Raw genomic sequence first — 18,891 nt, forward strand, 5'->3', positions numbered from 1 at the left:
TACGCTCCGGTTTTTCCGCGCAGTCCTGGGTCAAACTGTCAGCAACGATTACGCCTGTTGGTATAGACTAATTGACCCGTTTTTTGCTTCTTAAGAGGAGCCGCTATGTCACAACCCGAAGGCGTTTATGGCTACTCCGCCGTTTTAATGGGCTCGCCCATCCTCCTCAAGCTGTTCAAACCCAACGAGACGCTCGCCTCCCAGGTGTTCCGCCTGATCAAACAATACGAAGATCTGCTCACCGTGAACCGGGCCGAATCCCAGGTGATGAGCATCAATCACGCCGCAGGTAAGCACCCGGTCACCGTCAGCCGCCCCGTGTTTGAGCTAATCAAATGCGCCAAAGCCGCCAGCCAGTTTCCCGACAGTATTTTTAATCTGGCCATTGGCCCACTGGTGAAGCGCTGGAAGATTGGTTTCAAGGGCGACAGCGTTCCACCGCCACAGGATATCGCCGCTCTGCTGCCGCGCACGCAGCCGCATCAGGTGGTGCTGGACGAAGCCGAAGGCAGTGTTTATCTGGCGCACAGCGGGATGGAGATCGATCTGGGCGCGATAGCCAAGGGCTACATCGCCGACCGCGTACGCGACTTCCTGCAGCGGCAGGGCGTGGAGCAGGGGCTGATTAACCTCGGTGGCAACGTGCAGACGCTGGGCTCGCCGGATGGCGGCTGGTCCATCGGGCTGAAAAAGCCGTTTAGCGGGCCGGAAGAGATGCTGGGCGTGATTGAGGTGGCGAACAAATCGGTGGTGACATCCGGCGTCTACGAGCGCTATTTCGAGCTGGATGGCAAGCGCTATCACCATATTCTCGACCCGCGCACCGGTTACCCGCTGGACAACGACCTGGATAGCGTGACAATTGTGTCTACCGACTCCCTCGACGGGGATATCTGGACGACGTTGATTTACGGGATGGGAGTCGAAAAGGGCTGTGCGGCGCTGGCAAATCGCCCCGATATAGAGGCGATTTTTGTGACTAAACAGCGAGAGATTATTCTCTCTTCCGCCAGCCAGTTCTGCTTTACGTTACTGGATGACAGCTACCGGCTGGTTACTGGCAGTACTGCTTGAGCAGGCCAAGCTGTTCGGCCTGCAGGCGATAGCGGTACACCGGCCGGCCCGTCATGCCGTAATGAATACTGGTAAACAGAATATTGATCTGTGCAAGCCAGATCAGATACTTACGGCAGGATACGCGAGAAATATTCACCGCCGCCGCCAGTTCATCGGTGGAAAACTCTTCCGTCGGGTGCGTGTCTATCCACTGGCAAATGGTGCGCAGCGTTTGCGGCGTCAGCCCCTTCGGCAGGCGCTTGGCGTCCGCCACCACCGGGGACCCTCCGTGCAGCAGTCGGTCAACGTCTGCCTGCTCGTAGTATTTGTGGGTGCCCATCAGGTTTTTCTTTTCACGCCAGTTGGTTAACGCTTCTTCAAAGCGCGGGAACTGGAATGGTTTAATCAGGTAATCCACCACGCCATAGTGCATCGACTTCTGGATAGTGGCCGCGTCCGCCGCCGACGAGATAACAATCACATCGATGGTTTTCCCCGCTTCACGCAGGGTTGGCAGCAGATCCAGGCCGTTGTCCTGCTGCATATAAACGTCCAGCAGGATCAGATCTATTTTTAGCTCCGGGTTGCCGACCATCTCTCGCGCCTGTTTCAGCGTGGAGGCGGAACCGCAGCAGCTAAAGCCCGGGATTTGGCTGACGTAGGCGCGGTTAAGCTCCGCGACCATCGCATCATCATCAACAATTAAGACATTAATCACGCATTGTTCCTTTCACTATCCCAGGGTAACTGCACAAAAAACTGGGTGAAGACACCGGGTTCTGACTCCACCTGAATGCTGCCGCCAAGGCGCTCAAGTTGCTGCCTGGCGAGGAACAGCCCCACGCCACGCTGCTCGCCTTTGGTGGAGTAGCCTTTGTCAAAAATAGACTGAATGTGGTCCGGATCGATGCCCGGCCCGTCGTCGCTGACCTCGACGCTTAGCACGCCGTTCTGGTAGTGCAGCAGGACGCCCACTTCACCATCGGGCTGGCCTGCCATTGCGTCCAGCGCGTTTTCTATCAGGTTGCCCAGCGCGGTAATCAGCGCCATCACCTGAAGTTCGTTCGGGTTGTCCGGGAGCTGGCATTCTTCGGCCAGCGCCAGATGGTGGCCCGCTTCCCGCGCGCGGTTAATCTTGCCAATCAGGAACCCGGCAATCACCGGCGACTTAATTTTGCTCTGCAGCGTGCCGATTTCCGTCTGGTAATTGCTGGCGGTTTGCAGAATGTACTCTTCAAGCTTGTCGTAATGTTTAAGCTGCAGCAGGCCAAGAATGACGTGCAGCTTATTCATAAATTCGTGTGAGCGCTCGCGCAGCGCGTCGACATAATTCACCATGCCATCTACACGCTGAGTCAACAAATTGATTTCAGTCTTGTCGCGGAAGGTGCTGATGGCGCCGATCACCTGATTATTTATACGAATTGGGACCGCATTACACAAGACCAGGCGGCCGTAGCTGATAATTTGCCGATCCTGAATCGACGCGCCGGTATGAAGCACTTCGCACAGCGTGGCCACCAGCGGCCCCGGCGGCACGGTTTTGCCGAGGCGGAAATCGTCCGGGGAGAGCAGCATTTTGCGCGCCGCGTGGTTGATGAGCGTCACCCGGCCTTCGCGGTCGACGGCGATAATGCCCTCTTTGACGGACTGCAGCATCGCCTGGCGCTGCTCGAACAGCGCGGAGATTTCATACGGCTCGAAGCCGAACAGAATGCGTTTTAGCACGCGCACCAGCACCCAGGTGCCGAGTGAACCGAACAGGGCGCTAAATAACACCGTCCACAGCACGCTCCAGCGGCTCTTGCTGATCTGTTCATCCACTTTGCTAAGCGAAATGCCGATGGCGACTACGCCTATCTGCTTATGCTGCTCGTTATAGACCGGCGTAAAAACGCGCAGGGCTTCCGCCAGCACGCCGTGGTTGATTGAGACATTCTCTTTGCCCTCCAGCGCCGGGAAAATGTCGTCGCCAATAAAATGCGAGCCGATATTGCCGGGCTTGGGGTGCGAGTAGCGAATGCCGTTCATGTCGGTTACCACCACGAACAGTAGGTCGTTACGCTCCTGCACGCGGGAGGCCACGGGAGGAATGATGTCTTTGCTGTGGGGCTGCGTCAGTCCGTATTTGATGGTCGGATCATCGGCCAGGGTTCGCGCCACCGCCAGCGCGGTATCTTTCAGGCCGCTGCGGGTGGCGTTGCTTATCTGGATAAAGTACAGGGCGTAAACCACAAGCAGCACCGAGCCGATAACGGCGCACAGCATCAGCGTCACCGAGGTGCTGAGTTTCATCGGGCGTTTTGCCGTCGTTTGCGGGGGCTTTGTGTCGCTCATGGGTGTTCCGGTCCGGGGCGCAAACGGTGATTATCGCCGATGGAACCGGATTGTAAAAGCCGTGTCAGAGATAGCGGCCAATATACCTCTGCGGGGAAACGCCCAGCTTTTTCCTGAACATAGCGATAAACGCGCTGCTGCTGGCGTAACCGAGGGTGCTGGAGAGATTGCTAATGGTGGTGCCGCGGGCAAGGTGGCAGACCGCTTCCACCAGGTGCATTTGCTGCCGCCATTCGGTAAAGCTGAGCTGCGTCTCTTCCCGGAACAGCCTCGCCAGGGTTCTTTCGCTCGCGCCCACCTGTTTGCCCCACCAGGCCAGAGTTTCCCGCTGGGAAAGGTCGCTGCACAGCGCATCGCAAAGCTGGCGAATACGCCTGTCGTGGGGGAGGGTGATATGGCACAGGGCAATATCCTGCAAGCGAAGTAGCTCGTTGTGCAGCAGGTCGTGCAGCAGTTGGCTACGCTGAATGTCAGCGGTTTTTTCCAGACCAGCGGCGGTCAGGGACTGAAACAGCGGCGTGACGGCCAGGCTGCGGCTGTGGCGGCTGAACGCGGCAGAAGCGGCAGGCGTCATGTAGAGATTGTGGGTGACCACGTTGCCGATGGCTTCCAGGCCGTGAGGCAGGCGCCCGGGGAGCCAAAGTGCGTGGCCAGGGGCCACCACCCAGACGTTTTGCTCGCTGCGTATTTTTGCCACACCGCTGACCGGGTAAATCAGTTGGCCCTGTTCGTGCGCGTGAAACGGCTCCTGGCTTCCTGCGCTATAATGGAGTTCTCGTACTTCCAGAAACGCTTCCTGCGGACTCTGCTGTGTGAATTGCTTTATCATGTGTTGCCTGCCGTTCGTCCGATTCTCGCCATTTCATGATGCAGTAGCGCGTTAAGACAATCTCTGTCCGCTTTGCGATATATCCCCATCAGGTCGCGCTATTCTGCCACGGGTGCTCTTCTCTTTTAAAGGTGAATAATTATCATTTCGATCCTCTTCTTATAACATGATACGGTCGATATGAAACAGGGCGGATGGGTAAACGGGAACATGCCTTTAAAGGCGTTAAGTTGTGCGGTCTTTGCGGCGTGCGCGGGCTTTGCCCATGCAGCGGACAAACCGGCGGCACAGGACAGCACGATGGTAGTCACGGCCACAGCGCCTTCTTCTTCCGGGCAGGAAGATGAAACCAGCGTGGTGGCACACGACGCGGTAGCGGGGACGAAATCCAGCTCGCTGATTAGCCGCACGCCGCAGAGTATTTCGGTGGTGACGCAGGCGCAAATCGCGGCTATGGCGGCAAAAAACATTCCCCAGACGCTGCGCTATGTCGCGGGCGTCTCGTCGGAAGATGCCGGCCCGGATACCCGTTTTGACACTATCATGGTGCGCGGCTTTGAAGCCGACGAATATCTGGACGGCCTGCGCCTGCCGCGTGAAGCCTGGTGGAGCCGTCCGGCGTGGGACCCGTTCCTGCTCTCCCGCATTGAAGTGGTCAAAGGGCCAGCCTCGGTGCTCTACGGCCAGGCGAACCCCGGCGGCGTGGTGAACCTTGTCAGCAAAACGCCGCAGGCCCAGCCGGGAGGCCAGGTTTACGTCAGCGCCGGGAATAACAGCCAGTTTGGCACCGGCTTTGACGTCACCGGCCCGCTGACCGACAGCAAAGAGTGGCTGGGCCGCGTCGCGGGCACCTTCTTCGACACCAAAACTCAGGTCGATCACACCCGCTACCAGCACTACGATATTGCCCCGTCCGTGACCTGGCAGCCAAACGACCGCACCAGCCTGACGCTGCTGGCGCAGCTGCGTCAGGATCCCGATACCGGCTTCTACAATATGCTGCCGATGAAAGGCACGCTGGTGAACAACCCGAACGGCAACATCAGCACCCATTTCTACGGCGGCCAGCCGGGCTTTGATACCTACACCCGCAGGCAGGGCAGCATCGGCTATCAGTTCCGTACCGAGCTGAACGACAACGTCACGCTACGCCAGAATGTGCGCTACATCAGCAGCAGCGCCGACTACCGTATGGTGTATCCGTTCGGGACTTACCCAACCCAGCCGCTGGTTGACCGTTACTCCATGAACCTCACCGAGACGATGAGTAACTTTGCGGCAGATAACCAGGCTGAATTCCGCTTCGATACCGGCCCGGTGTCGCACACCGCGCTGCTCGGCGTGGACGTGATGCACTCCTCGGTGCGCAGCCAGGCGGGCTACGGCGACGCTTCGCCGCTGAATTACCTCAACCCGGATTACAGCACACCGGTGGAGATCCCGGCGTTTACCAGCAACAGCCATTCGACGATGGATCAAACGGGGCTTTATCTGCAGGATCAGATGGCGCTGAACAACTGGATGCTGAGCCTGGCGGGGCGCTACGACAGCGCGCAAACCAAAGCCACCAACCTGCTGGACGGTACTCACCAGACGCGCAACGACTACGCCACCACCGGCCGCGCGGGGCTGCTGTACCACTTTGATAACGGCATTGCGCCGTATATCAGCTATTCCACTTCGTTTGTACCGAGCGCCGGGACCGACTTTAACGGCAATGCGTTTAAGCCAACCAAAGGCAAGCAGACCGAAGTCGGGCTGAAGTACGATCCGGTCGGAATGGACGCGCTGTTTACCCTGGCGCTGTTCGATCTGCGTCAGACCAACGTCGCCACGCCGGATCCCGATCACGTGAACTACAGCGTGCAGACCGGGGAGATCCGCTCCCGTGGGATCGAACTGGAAGGCAAAGTGAACGTCACGCCAGCCTGGCAGATCCTCGCCTCTTACTCGCTGACCGACCCGGAAGTGCTGAAGGCGAACGACGGCAGCGAAGGCAAGCACCCGACGGGCATTTCCCGCAACCTGGCTAAGCTCTGGAGCCAGTACGCGTTCAGCGGCCCGCTGGATGGTTTCTCCCTCGGCGGTGGCGTGCGTTATGTCGGCCCAAGTTACGCCACAACCGATAACTCGCTGCAGGTGCCGGGCGCTACGGTGTATGACGCCCGCATCGGCTGGCAGTATCGCCAGTGGCAGGTCGCGCTTAACGCCGCCAACCTGACGAACAAAACTTACCTCGCCGCCTGCCAGAACAACGGCTGTGAGTACGCGGTTAAGCGTCAGTACGTGGCTACCTTAAGCTACCAGTGGTAAGCGAATGCTCTCCCGCAGACGTTTCCTGACCTTCGCGCTGGCCGCTCCGTTTATCGGGGCGGCTGGTGCCGTTTCCGGGCCTCCGCAGCGCCTGGCGGTGCTGGACTGGGGGCTAACCGAGCTGATTCTGGCGCTCGGCGTGACGCCGCAGTCGGTATCGGCACCCGACTGGTACCGCAAGCTGATAGGCACGCCGGAGCTGCCCGCCAGCGTGGTGGATATTGGCCTGCTGTTTCAGCCAAACCTCGAAACCCTGTACGCCCTGAAGCCAGATCTGATCGTTATCACACCGGGCCACGCGCTGCTTAAGCCGCAGCTGGAGCGCATTGCCTCCACGCTAACTCTGCCCACCGGTAGCCTTGCTGAATGGCAAATATCCCTCAATAAGCTGGCTGCTGTACTTCATCGCGAAGTACAGGCTCGTGAGATTACGGCTGCTTTTGAACAGGCTGCGCTTCATGCCCGGGACTCTGCCGTGACTTATCCACGCCCGCTGTTTATCGCCACGCCGGTAGACGCGCTGCATATGCGGCTGTACGGCACAGGCAGTCTCGCCGGAGATGTGCTGACCCGCTGTGGTTTCAGCAATGCCTGGCGCGGCGGCGTTAACGCGCAGGGAGAAGCGATGGTCGAGTTAACGCGCATTGGCGCAGATAATGCCGGGCTGATTCTTTTGCCGGAGGACGGGCAATGGCCGCTGATCCAACGCTGGCAAAGTTCGCTGCTTTGGCAGCGGCTGCCGCTCACGTCCCAGCCTGAGATGGCCTTCCCGGCGCAAAAATTCAATTCCGGCGGCGCGCTGGTGACGGCCACGCGCATTGCCGAGGCGCTGGGACAAATTGTGGCGGGGTGGCGGCATGGCTGAGACGGGAAAAACGATGGCCTCCTGGCTGCTGATTGTCGTGCTTTGGCTGGCGAGCATCGTCCTGGCGCTGCAAAGCGTGGCGCAGCACGGCGGGCTTATCCCCGGCCTGAAAGTGCTGTTTAGCTCGCAAATGCCGGACGCGCAGGCGGTGATCCTGCATTCCATGTGGTTCCCGCGCCAGGTGATGGCCTGGCTTGGGGGCTCGGGGCTGGCGCTCTGTGGCTGGCTGATGCAGCGGGCGCTGCGTAATCCGCTGGCGGAGCCGATTACGCTCGGGATGACCTCCGGCGCGACGCTGGCTTTAGGCGTGGCTTCGATGTGGTTCCCGGCGGCGCTGCTGTCGGCGCGAACCGGGGTGGTGATTGCCGGGGAAGTGTCTGCTTTGCTGCTGGTTGTGCTACTTTCCTGGCGGCAGCGCCTGTCGCCGCTGGTGATGATTCAGGCGGGGATGCTGGTCAACCTGTGGTGCGGCTCGCTGACCATGATAATGGCGGTTATCAACGACCGTTTTCTGCTGTCGGTGCTGATGTGGGGCGGCGGGTCGCTGGCGCAGCAGGACTGGGGCGGCGTGACCGCGATTCTGCCCTGGCTCGGGCTGTGTGGCCTGGCTGTGCTGCTGTTGCTGCGCCCGCTGGCGCTGCTCAGGCTGCCGGAGGCGATGGTAAGCAGCCTGGGCGCATCTCCGCTGCTGATCCGTTCGGCGGCGATGGCGCTGGCGCTGGTGATGAGCGCCTTAATCATTAATAGCGTCGGGGTGATTGGTTTTATCGGTCTTGCCGCCCCGCATCTGGCGCGCCTGGGCGGGGCGCGCACCACGCGGCAAATGCTCTGCCACTCGCTGCTTATCGGCGCCGGTTTGCTGTGGTTCACCGATCTGTGCGTCAGCCGTATCACCCTGCTGGACGGGCAGTTGCTGCCGGTGGGCATGTTAACGGCCCTGACCGGCGGGCCGCTGCTGATCCTGCTGGCGGGCAAGGCCCGGCATCAGGTGCTGGACACCACGCCTTCGGCTTACGAAGGCGAAGCGGGCGGCGGGCGCTTCCCGGCGGGCACGGCTTTTGTGCTGCTGCTGGTGGCTATTGTGCTGTCGCTGTTTGTCGGCCAGGGGCTGCACGGCTGGCACTGGACAACTCTGGCAGAACAACCCGCTCTGCTGCCCATGCGCCTGCCGCGCCTGCTGGCGGCATTGAGCGCCGGGGCTTTGCTGGCGGCCGCGGGCGTATTGATGCAGCGCGTCAGCGGCAACCCGCTGGCAAGCCCGGAGATCCTCGGCATCGGCGGCGGGGCGGCTATGGGCGTGACGGCATTTCTGCTGCTGTTCCCTACGGGCGGGACGGGGCTGATGATCCTCAGCAGCGCCACCGGGGCATTAATTAGCCTGCTGGTAACGCTGTGGAGCAGCCGCCAGAGCGCCTTTAACCCGCAGCGGGTGCTGCTGAACGGCCTGGCGCTGAACGCGCTGTTCCAGGCGATAGCCAGCATCGTGATGCTCAATAACCGGCAGGCCAGCTCAATGCTGTTGCAGCTGATGACCGGCAGCACTTACTACGTTAATAACGGCATCGCCATCGGTGTGTTCTTCGCCATGTTACTGCTGCTGGCGGTTTCTCCGCTGTGCAAACGCTGGCTGCTGCTGCTGCCGCTCGGGCAGGTAAGCGGCTCGCTGGGCGTGAACGTCGCCAGGGCAAGGATTAGCGTGCTGGCGCTGGCCGCATTGATGACCGGGCTTGCCACGCTGATCGTCGGGCCGGTGTCGTTTGTCGGGCTGCTGGGGCCACACCTGGCGCGTAAAGCCGGTGCAAAACGGCCCATGGCGCAGTTGTTCACCGCCGCGCTGCTGTCCGCGCTGATTATGGTGCTGGCGGACTGGATGGGCCGCAATTTTCTTTATCCGCGTCAGCTACCCGTTGGGCTGGTGGCGTCGCTGGTTGGCGTACCGCTGTTGGTATGGCCGCTGATCCGTAGCCGGGCGCATACACATCAACAATAGCGCCGGGAGAGTAATGTCGAAAAGGAAGCAACAATGTCTCTGTTAATGATGCTGTTCCGCCTGGTGGGCGGCTGGCTGGTGCTGGCGGCGTCTGCCAGCGTGGTCAGCGGGTTAAGCAACGCCTCGCTGCTGGCGGTGATTAACCATAGCCTGACGCTGCCGCCCGGCGGGCTGGCCGACGTGGCGCTGAAGTTTGTGCTGCTGGCCGCCTTAATGCTGGGCACCCGCGTACTGGCAGAAACGCTGTTTATGTGGCTCGGGCAAAAAGTGAAGGCCACGCTGCGTAAACAGGTGGTGAACCACGTCAGCGAAACCGCCTGGGCCCAGCTGGAGAAAACCGGTATGGCAAAGGCGGTGTCGATACTGACCCAGGATCTCGACACGCTGGTGGTCTTTTTCGTCAGCCTGCCGGGGCTGCTTATCTACGGGGCGGCGATTGTCGGCTGCCTGATCTACCTGGGCACGCTGTCGTGGCAGGTTTTGCTGTTGGCGCTGCTGGTACTTGCCCTGGGGGCAATGGGCTACCGCGCCGCCCACGGCAAAGCGCTGGGGCTGCTGCGTAGCTCGCGGCAGCGGGAAGATACGCTGATTGCCCAATGTAAAAAACTGTTCGACGGCGGGCGTGAATTTCGCCTGAACCCGCCCCGCCGGCGGCATTTCGTCGACGGGCCGCTGAGCGAGAACATAGAGGCGGTTCGCATCGAGCGCACTCGCGGGTATGTTTTTTACGGCCTGGCGAAGAGCTGGGGCAGCGTGCTGTTCTTCGCGTTTATCGGCGTGGTGCTCTACTGGCTGCGGGAGTCGCTGGCGCTCAGTTCGGCGGTGATGACCGGCTACACCATGATTTTTCTGTACATGATTGTGCCGGTGGAAGGCGTTTTGTCGGCCCTGCCGACGCTGACCAGCGCCCGTATCGCGCTCCAGCGAATCGCCCAGCTTAAAACCGATCTGCCGCAGGAAAAGCTGCTGCCGCTGAAAAGCCCGCCCCGGTTTGACAGCCTTGAACTGGCCGATATTTGCTACGAATATCAGGGCGAAGAGGGGGAGCGTTTTACCCTCGGGCCGCTTAATCTTCGTTTCACCCAGGGCGAGCTTGTGTTTCTGGTGGGCGGCAACGGCAGCGGGAAAACCACGCTGGCTAACCTGCTGGTTGGCCTTTATCCCCCGGACAGCGGTGACCTCCGGCTCAACGGCAGGCCGATAACGCCCGAGCAGCGTGAAATCTACCGCCAGCACTTCGCCGTGGTGTTTAATGATTTCTTCCTGTTTGATGACGTGGATAACGTTCACGAGCGCACGGCGGATCAAGTAGACAAGCTGCTGCACCTGCTGAAGCTGGATCACAAAGTGGCCTTCCGGGACGGGCGTTTCTCAACCACGGCGCTGTCTCAGGGGCAGCGTAAGCGCCTCGCGCTGCTGCAGGCCTGGCTGGAGAACCGGCCTTTTTACCTGTTTGATGAGTGGGCGGCGGATCAGGATCCCGGCTTCAAAGAAGTGTTCTACAAAGTACTGTTGCCGATGCTGAAAGCGGAAGGGAAAACGGTGCTCGCCATTACCCACGACGACCGCTATTTCCCGCTGGCGGACAGGTTGATTAAGCTGGAGTCCGGGCAAGTGGTGGCAGACAGCGTGCTCAGGCCGCTGTCTGCCTGAATCGCAGCGCTAAACCAAATGACACGCGACGCGGTGAGCGTCGCCCACTTCACGCAGCCCCGGGACTTCCTGGCGGCATCGGTCGGTGACCTGCGGGCAGCGCGAGGAGAAGCGGCAGCCGGAAGGTGGGCGAGAGGGATCGGGGATTTCGCCCTGAATAGCGGCCACTGGCTCGCTGTCCGGATCCAGCGTCGGGACCGCGGCCAACAGCGCCTGTGTGTAAGGGTGCAGCGGTCGGCTGAACAGTGTATCGCGGCTGGCGGTTTCCACCAGTTGACCGAGATACATCACCGCCACGTCGTCGCACAGGTGCTCCACCACGCCCAGATCGTGCGAGATAAACAGGAACGTCACGCCGCGTTCATCACGCAGATCGGAAAACAGGTTAATGATCTGCGCCTGAATGGAAACGTCGAGCGCCGAAATGGGTTCGTCCGCAATAATAAAATCGGGGTTAAGGATCAGCGCGCGGGCGATGCCAATGCGCTGACGCTGGCCGCCGGAAAACTCATGCGGGAAGCGGTTGTAGTGCTGCGGCGCCAGGCCGCAAATCTTCATCACTTCCAGCACTTTGTCCCGCAGTTCTGCGCGGGTACACAGCTTGTGCTCCAGCATCGCTTCGCCAATGGCATCGCCCACGCGGATGCGCGGGTTTAGCGAACTATAAGGATCCTGAAATACCAGCTGGATTTTAGGGCGCAGCGCCCGCGACGCCTTGGCGCTCAGTTCACTCAGTTCTTGGCCGCGGTACTTCACGCTGCCGGCGGTTTTGTCATACAGGCCGAGCAAGGTGCGTCCGACGGTGGTTTTCCCGCTGCCTGACTCGCCCACCAGGCCGAAAATGGTGCCCTGGCGAATGTGAAAGCTAACGCCGTCGACTGCGCGCAGCTCGCCGGTTTGCTGGCCGAACAGGCCGTCGCGCAGCGGAAAATATTTTTTGAGTCCTTCGACTTCAATAACGTACTGAGTGTTCACGATACGGACTCCGCTAACTCACTGTGAAAACAGGCGGCCTGCCGCTGCTGGCCGAGCAGTGCCGGAATGCCCCGCCGGCAGCGATCGGTGGCGCGTTCGCAGCGATCGGTAAAGGCGCAGTAAGGCGGCAGGGCGGCTAAATCAGGCACCTGGCCGGGGATGGAATAGAGCCTGCGGCGGCGCTCGCCGGGGACGGGCCGGGAAGCGATCAGCCCTTGGGTATACGGGTGCAGCGGATGGCGGAGTACCTCCGCCGTGGGCCCCTGTTCGACGATACGTCCGGCGTACATCACCACGACGTGTTCCGCCATCTGGGCAATTACGCCGAGATCGTGGGTGATCAGCATCAGCGCCATACGGTGCTGACGCGCCTGATCCCGCAACAGGCGTAGGATCTGCGCCTGGACGGTGACGTCGAGCGCCGTCGTCGGCTCATCGGCGATCAGCAGCTTTGGGCGGCAGCTCAGCGCCATGGCGATCATCACGCGCTGCAGCATCCCGCCGGAAAGCTGGTGCGGATAGCTGGCCATCAGGCTTTCCGCTCGCGCCAGCCCGACGTCGGTCAGCATTTGCATCGCCAGATGCCAGGCGGCTTTGGGCGTTTCGCCCCGGTGGCGGATCAGCGGCTCGCAGAGCTGATCGCCGATAGTCAGCACCGGATTCAGGGCGGTCATCGGCTCCTGGAAAATCATCGCCAGCTCGTTGCCGCGTAAATCTGCCATTTGCGCAGGCTTAAGGCCGAGCAGGTTTTTCCCCTGAAACAGGATCTCGCCGCCGTCAATCCGCGCCGCCTGCGGAGGCAGCAGCCCCATCAGCGACATGGCGGTCACGCTTTTACCGCAGCCGGACTCACCGACGACGCCGACGGTTTGCCCGGCGCGAACGGTAAACGACACGTCCTGCACGGCACGAACGCGCCCCTGCTCTCCGGCAAAGGAGAGGGAGAGATGGTTAAATTCAATCAGCGCTTCGTTCATTTTGCGCCTCGTTTCATTTTCGGATCCAACGCATCGCGCAGGCCATCGCCCAGCACGTTAATCGCGATCACGGTGATAAAAATAGCGATACCCGGCGGCATCCACAGCCACGGGCGGCGCTGGAAGTCGATCAGGCTGTTGGCGCTGTCCATCATGTTGCCCCAGGAAGGGGTGGGCGGCACGACGCCGAGGCCAAGGTAGCTCAGGGCGGACTCCATCAGAATAGCGTTGGCGACGGCCATGGTTGCCATCACCACCAGAATTGGAATGGTATTCGGCAGCAAGTGCCCGAACAGGCGGCGGCGGGCAGAAAGGCCCAATACGCGTGTCGCCAGCATAAAGTCGCGCTCGCGCAGGGAGAGGATTTGCCCGCGCACCAGGCGCGCCAGCTTTGGCCACTCCAGCAGGCTCAGCATGATAACCACCATGTAAATGCGTGAGTCCGGCGAGAAGTCGAGTTCCGACAGCATGGCGCCCGCGACGATCAGCAGCGGCAGGCTGGGGATGGTCATCACCAGGTCTGCCAGACGCATAATCAGCTTATCGGCCCAGCCGCCGAGATAACCTGAAACCGCCCCGAGCAGGTAGCCGAGGGTGACCGAGAGCAGCATGGTCAGCAGGCCGATAATCAACGAGATGCGCCCGGCCAGCAGCAGGCGGGTGTAGACGTCGCGCCCGAGGAAGTCGGTGCCCAGCCAGTGTATTTCGCCCGGCGGTTTGTTGATCATCAGGGCGTCGGTGGCGTCGTCCTTCCACGGCGACCAGAGCGGCCCAAACGCGCACCACACCGCCATTACTATCAGCAAAATCAGGCACAACATCGCCAGGCGGTTGCGCCGAAGCGCTTGCCAGGCCTGACGCCACGGTGAAGGCGTGACCTGCGCCAGCGCCGGGATTTCCGCCTTGCGCAGACGGCGGTTTGTCGAAAACAGAGAGCTTAACATCACGACCTCACCCGAATGCGCGGGTCGGCCCACGCGTAAAGCACATCGGCAATCAGGTTGCCGAGGATGGTCAGCCCCGCCAGAAACAGCGTGAAGCCCATCAGTACCGGGTAATCACGGGCGGCGAGGGAATCAATGTGAATGTGGCCGGCGCCCGGCCAGTTAAAGACCTTTTCGGTAATGATCGCGCCTGAAAACAGCCCCGGTAGCTCAAAGCCCAGCAGGGTGATAATCGGCAGCAGCGCGTTGCGCAGGGCGTGCTTGAGGATCACGGTGCGCTCGCGCAGGCCTTTGGCCCGGGCGGTGCGGATAAAGTCCATTTTCACTACGTCCAGCATGCTGGCGCGGAAGTAGCGCGTCAGGCTGCCCGCCTGCAGCATCACCAGCGCCAGGACCGGTAGCACAAGGTGCGCGGCAACCTGAATGATATAGGCCCAGCCGGTGGCGTCGCTGCCGGTAGTGGTCATGCCGCCAACCGGCAGCCAGTGCAGATCCACCGCGAACCATTTGATAAGCAACAGGCAGAGGAAAAAGGTCGGGAAGGACATGGCGGCGAACACCAGCACGCTCACCAGGTGGTCAAACAGCGAATTGGGCCTCATGGCCGAAACAATCCCCACCGCCAGGCCAATGCCCCAGTAGAACACCAGCGCGATGGAGGCCAGCAGGAAAGAGTTCCAGATGTACTGGTTCAGCAGCTGGCTAACGGGAATTTGGTACTGCAAAGAGAAGCCCAGGTTGCCGGTCATAAGCTGACCAAGCCAGTGGATATAGCGGGTGAACAGCGGCTGATCGAGGCCGTAAATGGCCTTTAGCTCGGCGACGCGGGCGGCGGTCAGCGTAATATTGCCGTCGATAAAATCGCCGGGCGTTTTCGCGAACAGCATAAAGATAATCAACGAGGTGAGCAGCAGCATCGGCAGGGTTTGCAGCAGGCGGCGCAGAATAAAATTTTTCATTACGTTCTCACTGCCGCCGCCCCGGTAAAAGGGCGACGGCGAGGGTTACTGCGTTACTTAACGATTTTCACATCCGGCAGGCTGCCGGTCAGGCCGTTGTAGATGTCCGGCTTAAAGCCTGTGACGCGGGCGCTGCTGGCGGACAGGATTTTGCGGTTGCCGAGCAGAATCGCCGGTGGATCCGCAGCCAGCACCTTATACAGCTCGTGGTAGATAGCTTTACGCTTCTCTTCATCCAGCGTGGCGTTGCCTTCGTTTATCAGCTTATCGACCTGCGCATTGCTGTAGCCGGAGGCTTTCGCTTCATTGCTGTAGAAGTCCCAGACGCCGTCGTGCGGATCGTTCAGCGTGCTGGTGCTGAAGGAGGCCAGATCGTAATTGCCCGCTTTGCGCTGGGCCATCAGGGCGTTGAAATCAACAACCTGCGGCTTCAGCAGGACGCCGATTTGCTGCCAGTTTTCTTTGGCGATAGGGATCAGCGCGTCGTTCAGCACTTTTTTGCTGACCAGCAGCGTCAGCTCCAGACGCTTGCCGTCCTTCACGCGGATACCGTCCGGGCCAGGTTTCCAGCCGGCTTCATCCAGCAGCTTTTTCGCCTGCGTCGGATCGAATTTATACGGGTTCACGCCTTCCGGGTTATAAGCCCAGGAGATAGGCGAGATGGGTTCGTTGGCGACCGTGCCGTAGCCCTGGTAAACCACGTCGATCAGCTTCTGGCGATCCAGGCCATAGATCAGCGCCTGGCGAACTTTTACGTCCTGCAGCGCCGGGCGGCGAACGTTGAATTCAACTTTGCTGTAGTCGCTGGAGCCAAAGAGATTGATATTGGCGAAGCCCAGCATTTTCAGCTGCTCGATATCGTCCGGGCGGGAAGTAAAGGCGTCGTAATCCGTCTCACCCGTCTGGAACAGCTGGAAGTTGGTGGCCGGGTTAGTCACGCGGTAGATAAAGCGCGGCGTTGGCGGCGTGCCGCGGTAGAAATGGGTGTTGGCGTGGAAACGAATTTCCTGGCCCGGGATGTATTTCTCATAAACATACGGGCCGTTGCCCAGCGGTTTACCGTGCAGGGTACGCAGGTAGTCCAGGTTGCCGCGCTGGTAGCCTTTGCCGTAGTACGCCTTCGACAGCACCGGGCCGCCAATCTTGCCCAGCGTGGTGGCGCCCGGCTGGGTGGTGGTGACCTGCAGCGTGAGCGGATCGATAACTTTCAGGCCGCTGACGCTGTCGGCTTTCCCGGCTTTGTATTCGGCACCGCCCGCGATGTTGGCAAGCGTAATGTCGGTATCGCCGTCATATTTCGGGTCATACAGCACGGTGAGCGTGAACGCGACGTCTTCGGCGGTGAGCGGGGAGCCGTCGCTAAAGGCCAGGCCAGGGCGCAGTTTGATGGTATAGACTTTGCCATCCGGGCTGATTTTCCAGCTTTCGGCGAGGCCGGGAACCAGATTGCCGTGGCTGTCCCAGTCAATCAGGCGCGAGAAAATGACGTTGGTGACGTTTTCATCCCAGCCGTTAACAAAGAAGTAAGGGTTGAAGATCCCCTGAGGTTCAGAAATCCCGGCGACCACGGTGTCTTTGCGCAGCTTAGCCGTGGCCGGGATTTGGCTGGCGTCGGTGGCGGGGGTAATGCCCTCTTTTAAGATGTCATCTGCCGCCGCCGCGCCGGAGAAAGCGACCACGCTGCTAATCAGGGCCGCCTGTAATGCCAGGCGAAAGCGCGTGGGTTTTGTTTGTAATGCGTCAAGTAACCTGGCCAATAGCATTCCCTCAAGATTTTTTGCTGTAAAATTTACAAATCATGACGAAAGATAAAAGCCGCGATACTGCCTGTCTAACAACGAAACGCTATGCCATATAGCGATTTGTTCCTTTGCCCTGAGAAAGGGTATTAGTTGTGCTGAAGCAGATCCCAGCGGTTGCCGTAGATATCCTCAAAGACGGCGACCGTGCCGTATTCTTCCTCTCTTGGGACTTCGCAGAAATGCACGCCGTTGGCCGTCATCATGGCGTGATCGCGCCAAAAATCATCGGTATGAAGGAAAAGGAAAACCCTGCCGCCGCACTGATCGCCAATAGAAGCCAGCTGGCGTTCGTTGGTGGCTTTGGCCAGCAGCAGATGGCAATCGCTTGCCGGGTTTGGCGTAACCACTACCCAGCGCTTTCCCTCCTGAGGGATGTCTTCTACGAGCGTAAAGCCCAGTTTTTGGGTGTAGTATTCAATGGCTTTGTCGTAATCATCAACGACGATAGCCACGCAGCCCAGCGCCCGTTTTTTCGTTTTCAATGCCTGCTCCTTTCCTCTGGTGATAAACGGGCGTGAGCATAACATTCACCAGGGATTATTTCCGAAGTGTAACCATTCCTTGCCACTCTTAGCTTCAGGTGTTAAAAGGTGCCCCTTTGACAAATCACAAAGGAGCAGGGCGTGAAAAACACGTCAGTCGCCTCTGAGCCACAGGGCCAGGGTGCGGGGCCGGAGGATGGCCATCAATTACAGCGCGGCTTGCAGAATCGCCATATTCAGCTGATTGCGCTGGGCGGTGCGATTGGCACCGGACTCTTTCTAGGCATTGGTCCGGCGATTCAAATGGCGGGCCCCGCCGTCCTGCTGGGCTACGGCGTGGCGGGGATCATCGCATTCCTGATCATGCGCCAGCTCGGTGAGATGGTGGTTGAAGAGCCGGTCTCCGGGTCGTTTTCGCATTTCGCTTATAAATATTGGGGCCCGTTTGCCGGCTTCCTGTCCGGCTGGAACTACTGGGTGATGTTCGTGCTGGTCGGCATGGCGGAGCTGACTGCCGGCGGCATTTATATGCAGTACTGGTTCCCGGACGTGCCGACCTGGACGTGGGTGGCGCTGTTCTTTGTGGTGATTAACGCCGCCAACCTCGTGAATGTGCGTCTCTATGGCGAAATGGAGTTCTGGTTTGCGCTGATTAAGGTGCTGGCGATTGTCGGCATGATTGGCTTCGGCATTTGGCTGCTGGCTTCCGGCCACGGCGGCGAACGCGCGGGCGTCAGCAACCTCTGGCAGCACGGCGGCTTCCTCGCGACGGGCTGGCACGGGCTGATTTTGTCTCTCGCGGTGATCATGTTCTCCTTTGGCGGGCTGGAGCTTATCGGCATTACGGCGGCCGAGGCACGTTCGCCACAAACCACCATTCCAAAAGCGGTAAACCAGGTCGTATATCGCATTCTGCTGTTTTATATCGGCTCGCTGGTGGTGTTGCTTTCGCTCTACCCGTGGCTGGAAATTAAGTCCAGCAGCAGCCCGTTCGTGATGATTTTCCACGAACTGAACAGCAATGTGGTTGCCTCGGCGCTCAACTTTGTGATTCTGGTAGCTTCTCTGTCGGTTTATAACAGCGGCGTGTATTCCAACAGCCGGATGTTGTTCGGCCTGTCCGTGCAGCGCAATGCGCCAAAATTCCTCGCGAAGGTCAGCCGGGGCGGGGTGCCGGTCAACTCACTGCTGCTGTCCGGGGCCATTACGTCGCTGGTTGTCGTCCTCAATTACCTGCTGCCACATGAAGCCTTTGGCCTGCTGATGGCGCTGGTGGTGGCGACGCTGTTGCTGAACTGGATCATGATCTCGCTGGCGCACATCAAGTTCCGCCGCGCGATGCGCCGCCAGGGGCATGAAACCAGCTTCAAGGCGCTGCTTTACCCGTTCGGTAACTATCTGTGCATCGCCTTTATGATGATGGTGCTGGCGCTGATGTGCACTATTGACGGCATGCGTCTGTCTGCGATGCTGCTGCCGGCCTGGATAGTGTTCCTGTTTGTCGCCTTTAAGCTTCTGCGGCGTAAGGCCAGCTAAAGTCCAAAAATAACGCCAACGGTTTTTAATATGGTTGGCGTTATTTATCTTAAATTTTAAAAGACCGCTTAATTTGCCTTTGGGAAATAGAATCTTTCTGCCATAACAAAATAAACTACAGTGCTTTTACAATTAACGCCTAATTTAATGACAAATTAGTTTTCATTTTCATT

15 protein-coding genes are annotated in these 18,891 nt (G+C 59.7%); 6 read left to right on the forward strand and 9 right to left on the reverse strand.

The features are described from left to right. Nucleotides 1-105 precede the first annotated feature (105 nt). Nucleotides 106-1,074, forward strand: a complete 969-nt coding sequence (locus VW41_04415) for a thiamine biosynthesis protein ApbE (protein ID AJZ88335.1) — start codon at nucleotides 106-108, stop codon at nucleotides 1,072-1,074. Here VW41_04415 and VW41_04420 read toward each other — a convergent pair. The 3 genes from VW41_04420 to VW41_04430 form a co-directional block, all read right to left on the reverse strand. Then, the gene (locus VW41_04420; GenBank protein ID AJZ88336.1) at nucleotides 1,055-1,774 is read right to left on the reverse strand and encodes a transcriptional regulator; all 720 of its coding nucleotides are present in this window, start codon (nucleotides 1,772-1,774) and stop codon (nucleotides 1,055-1,057) included. The genes VW41_04415 and VW41_04420 overlap by 20 nt on opposite strands. Then, nucleotides 1,771-3,393: a histidine kinase gene (locus VW41_04425; GenBank protein ID AJZ88337.1), complete on the reverse strand. Its 1,623-nt coding sequence runs from the start codon at nucleotides 3,391-3,393 to the stop codon at nucleotides 1,771-1,773. Before VW41_04425 ends, VW41_04420 begins: the two co-directional genes overlap by 4 nt. 64 nt (nucleotides 3,394-3,457) lie before the next feature. After that, nucleotides 3,458-4,222: an AraC family transcriptional regulator gene (locus VW41_04430; protein ID AJZ88338.1), complete on the reverse strand. Its 765-nt coding sequence runs from the start codon at nucleotides 4,220-4,222 to the stop codon at nucleotides 3,458-3,460. 180 nt (nucleotides 4,223-4,402) lie between these two features. Between VW41_04430 and VW41_04435 the strand changes: the two genes are divergently transcribed. From VW41_04435 to VW41_04450, 4 genes are read left to right on the forward strand one after another with little or no spacing between them, the layout of a single operon-like run. Then, entirely contained in the window at nucleotides 4,403-6,535 is a 2,133-nt protein-coding gene (locus VW41_04435) for a TonB-dependent receptor (GenBank protein ID AJZ88339.1), read from the forward strand. 4 nt (nucleotides 6,536-6,539) lie between these two features. After that, nucleotides 6,540-7,400 (forward strand): ABC transporter substrate-binding protein, encoded by an 861-nt coding sequence (locus VW41_04440; protein ID AJZ88340.1) that lies wholly within the window; start codon nucleotides 6,540-6,542, stop codon nucleotides 7,398-7,400. After that, entirely contained in the window at nucleotides 7,393-9,390 is a 1,998-nt protein-coding gene (locus VW41_04445) for a fecCD transport family protein (GenBank protein AJZ88341.1), read from the forward strand. The genes VW41_04440 and VW41_04445 overlap by 8 nt, the downstream gene beginning before the upstream one ends. A gap of 33 nt (nucleotides 9,391-9,423) precedes the next feature. Then, nucleotides 9,424-11,043: a cyclic peptide transporter gene (locus VW41_04450; protein ID AJZ88342.1), complete on the forward strand. Its 1,620-nt coding sequence runs from the start codon at nucleotides 9,424-9,426 to the stop codon at nucleotides 11,041-11,043. Between the two features lie 9 nt (nucleotides 11,044-11,052). Here VW41_04450 and VW41_04455 read toward each other — a convergent pair whose 3' ends face one another. The 6 genes from VW41_04455 to VW41_04480 all read right to left on the reverse strand — a co-directional run bounded on the left by VW41_04455 (nucleotide 11,053) and on the right by VW41_04480 (nucleotide 17,182). Further along, entirely contained in the window at nucleotides 11,053-12,018 is a 966-nt protein-coding gene (locus VW41_04455) for a peptide ABC transporter substrate-binding protein (GenBank protein AJZ88343.1), read from the reverse strand. Beyond that, a complete protein-coding gene (locus VW41_04460) occupies nucleotides 12,015-12,995 on the reverse strand; it encodes a peptide ABC transporter ATPase (GenBank protein AJZ88344.1) in 981 nt (326 codons plus the stop codon). The genes VW41_04455 and VW41_04460 overlap by 4 nt, the downstream gene beginning before the upstream one ends. Further along, a complete protein-coding gene (locus VW41_04465) occupies nucleotides 12,992-13,939 on the reverse strand; it encodes a peptide ABC transporter permease (protein AJZ88345.1) in 948 nt (315 codons plus the stop codon). The genes VW41_04460 and VW41_04465 overlap by 4 nt, the downstream gene beginning before the upstream one ends. Then, nucleotides 13,939-14,898 (reverse strand): diguanylate cyclase, encoded by a 960-nt coding sequence (locus VW41_04470; protein AJZ88346.1) that lies wholly within the window; start codon nucleotides 14,896-14,898, stop codon nucleotides 13,939-13,941. Before VW41_04470 ends, VW41_04465 begins: the two co-directional genes overlap by 1 nt. 53 nt (nucleotides 14,899-14,951) lie before the next feature. Beyond that, nucleotides 14,952-16,655, reverse strand: coding sequence for an ABC transporter substrate-binding protein (locus tag VW41_04475; GenBank protein ID AJZ88347.1), 1,704 nt, complete (start codon nucleotides 16,653-16,655; stop codon nucleotides 14,952-14,954). 131 nt (nucleotides 16,656-16,786) lie between these two features. Continuing rightward, nucleotides 16,787-17,182, reverse strand: a complete 396-nt coding sequence (locus VW41_04480) for a glyoxalase family protein (GenBank protein ID AJZ88348.1) — start codon at nucleotides 17,180-17,182, stop codon at nucleotides 16,787-16,789. 141 nt (nucleotides 17,183-17,323) lie between these two features. Here VW41_04480 and VW41_04485 point away from each other — a divergent pair, with 141 nt between their 5' ends. Beyond that, complete coding sequence (locus tag VW41_04485; GenBank protein AJZ88349.1) at nucleotides 17,324-18,718, forward strand: aromatic amino acid transporter; 1,395 nt, start codon at nucleotides 17,324-17,326, stop codon at nucleotides 18,716-18,718. The last annotated feature ends 173 nt before the right edge of the window (nucleotides 18,719-18,891 follow it).

Source organism: Klebsiella michiganensis, from assembly GCA_000963575.1.
Classification (GTDB): domain Bacteria; phylum Pseudomonadota; class Gammaproteobacteria; order Enterobacterales; family Enterobacteriaceae; genus Cedecea; species Cedecea michiganensis_A.

What these genes read in the sequence shown, in the direction of transcription:
- VW41_04415 (AJZ88335.1), top strand. Translation starts at nt 106, where the DNA reads ATGTCACAACCCGAAGGCGTTTATGGCTACTCCGCCGTTTTAATGGGC.
- VW41_04425 (AJZ88337.1), bottom strand. Translation starts at nt 3,393, where the DNA reads ATGAGCGACACAAAGCCCCCGCAAACGACGGCAAAACGCCCGATGAAA.
- VW41_04430 (AJZ88338.1), bottom strand. Translation starts at nt 4,222, where the DNA reads ATGATAAAGCAATTCACACAGCAGAGTCCGCAGGAAGCGTTTCTGGAA.
- VW41_04435 (AJZ88339.1), top strand. Translation starts at nt 4,403, where the DNA reads ATGAAACAGGGCGGATGGGTAAACGGGAACATGCCTTTAAAGGCGTTA.
- VW41_04440 (AJZ88340.1), top strand. Translation starts at nt 6,540, where the DNA reads ATGCTCTCCCGCAGACGTTTCCTGACCTTCGCGCTGGCCGCTCCGTTT.
- VW41_04445 (AJZ88341.1), top strand. Translation starts at nt 7,393, where the DNA reads ATGGCTGAGACGGGAAAAACGATGGCCTCCTGGCTGCTGATTGTCGTG.
- VW41_04450 (AJZ88342.1), top strand. Translation starts at nt 9,424, where the DNA reads ATGTCTCTGTTAATGATGCTGTTCCGCCTGGTGGGCGGCTGGCTGGTG.
- VW41_04460 (AJZ88344.1), bottom strand. Translation starts at nt 12,995, where the DNA reads ATGAACGAAGCGCTGATTGAATTTAACCATCTCTCCCTCTCCTTTGCC.
- VW41_04465 (AJZ88345.1), bottom strand. Translation starts at nt 13,939, where the DNA reads ATGTTAAGCTCTCTGTTTTCGACAAACCGCCGTCTGCGCAAGGCGGAA.
- VW41_04470 (AJZ88346.1), bottom strand. Translation starts at nt 14,898, where the DNA reads ATGAAAAATTTTATTCTGCGCCGCCTGCTGCAAACCCTGCCGATGCTG.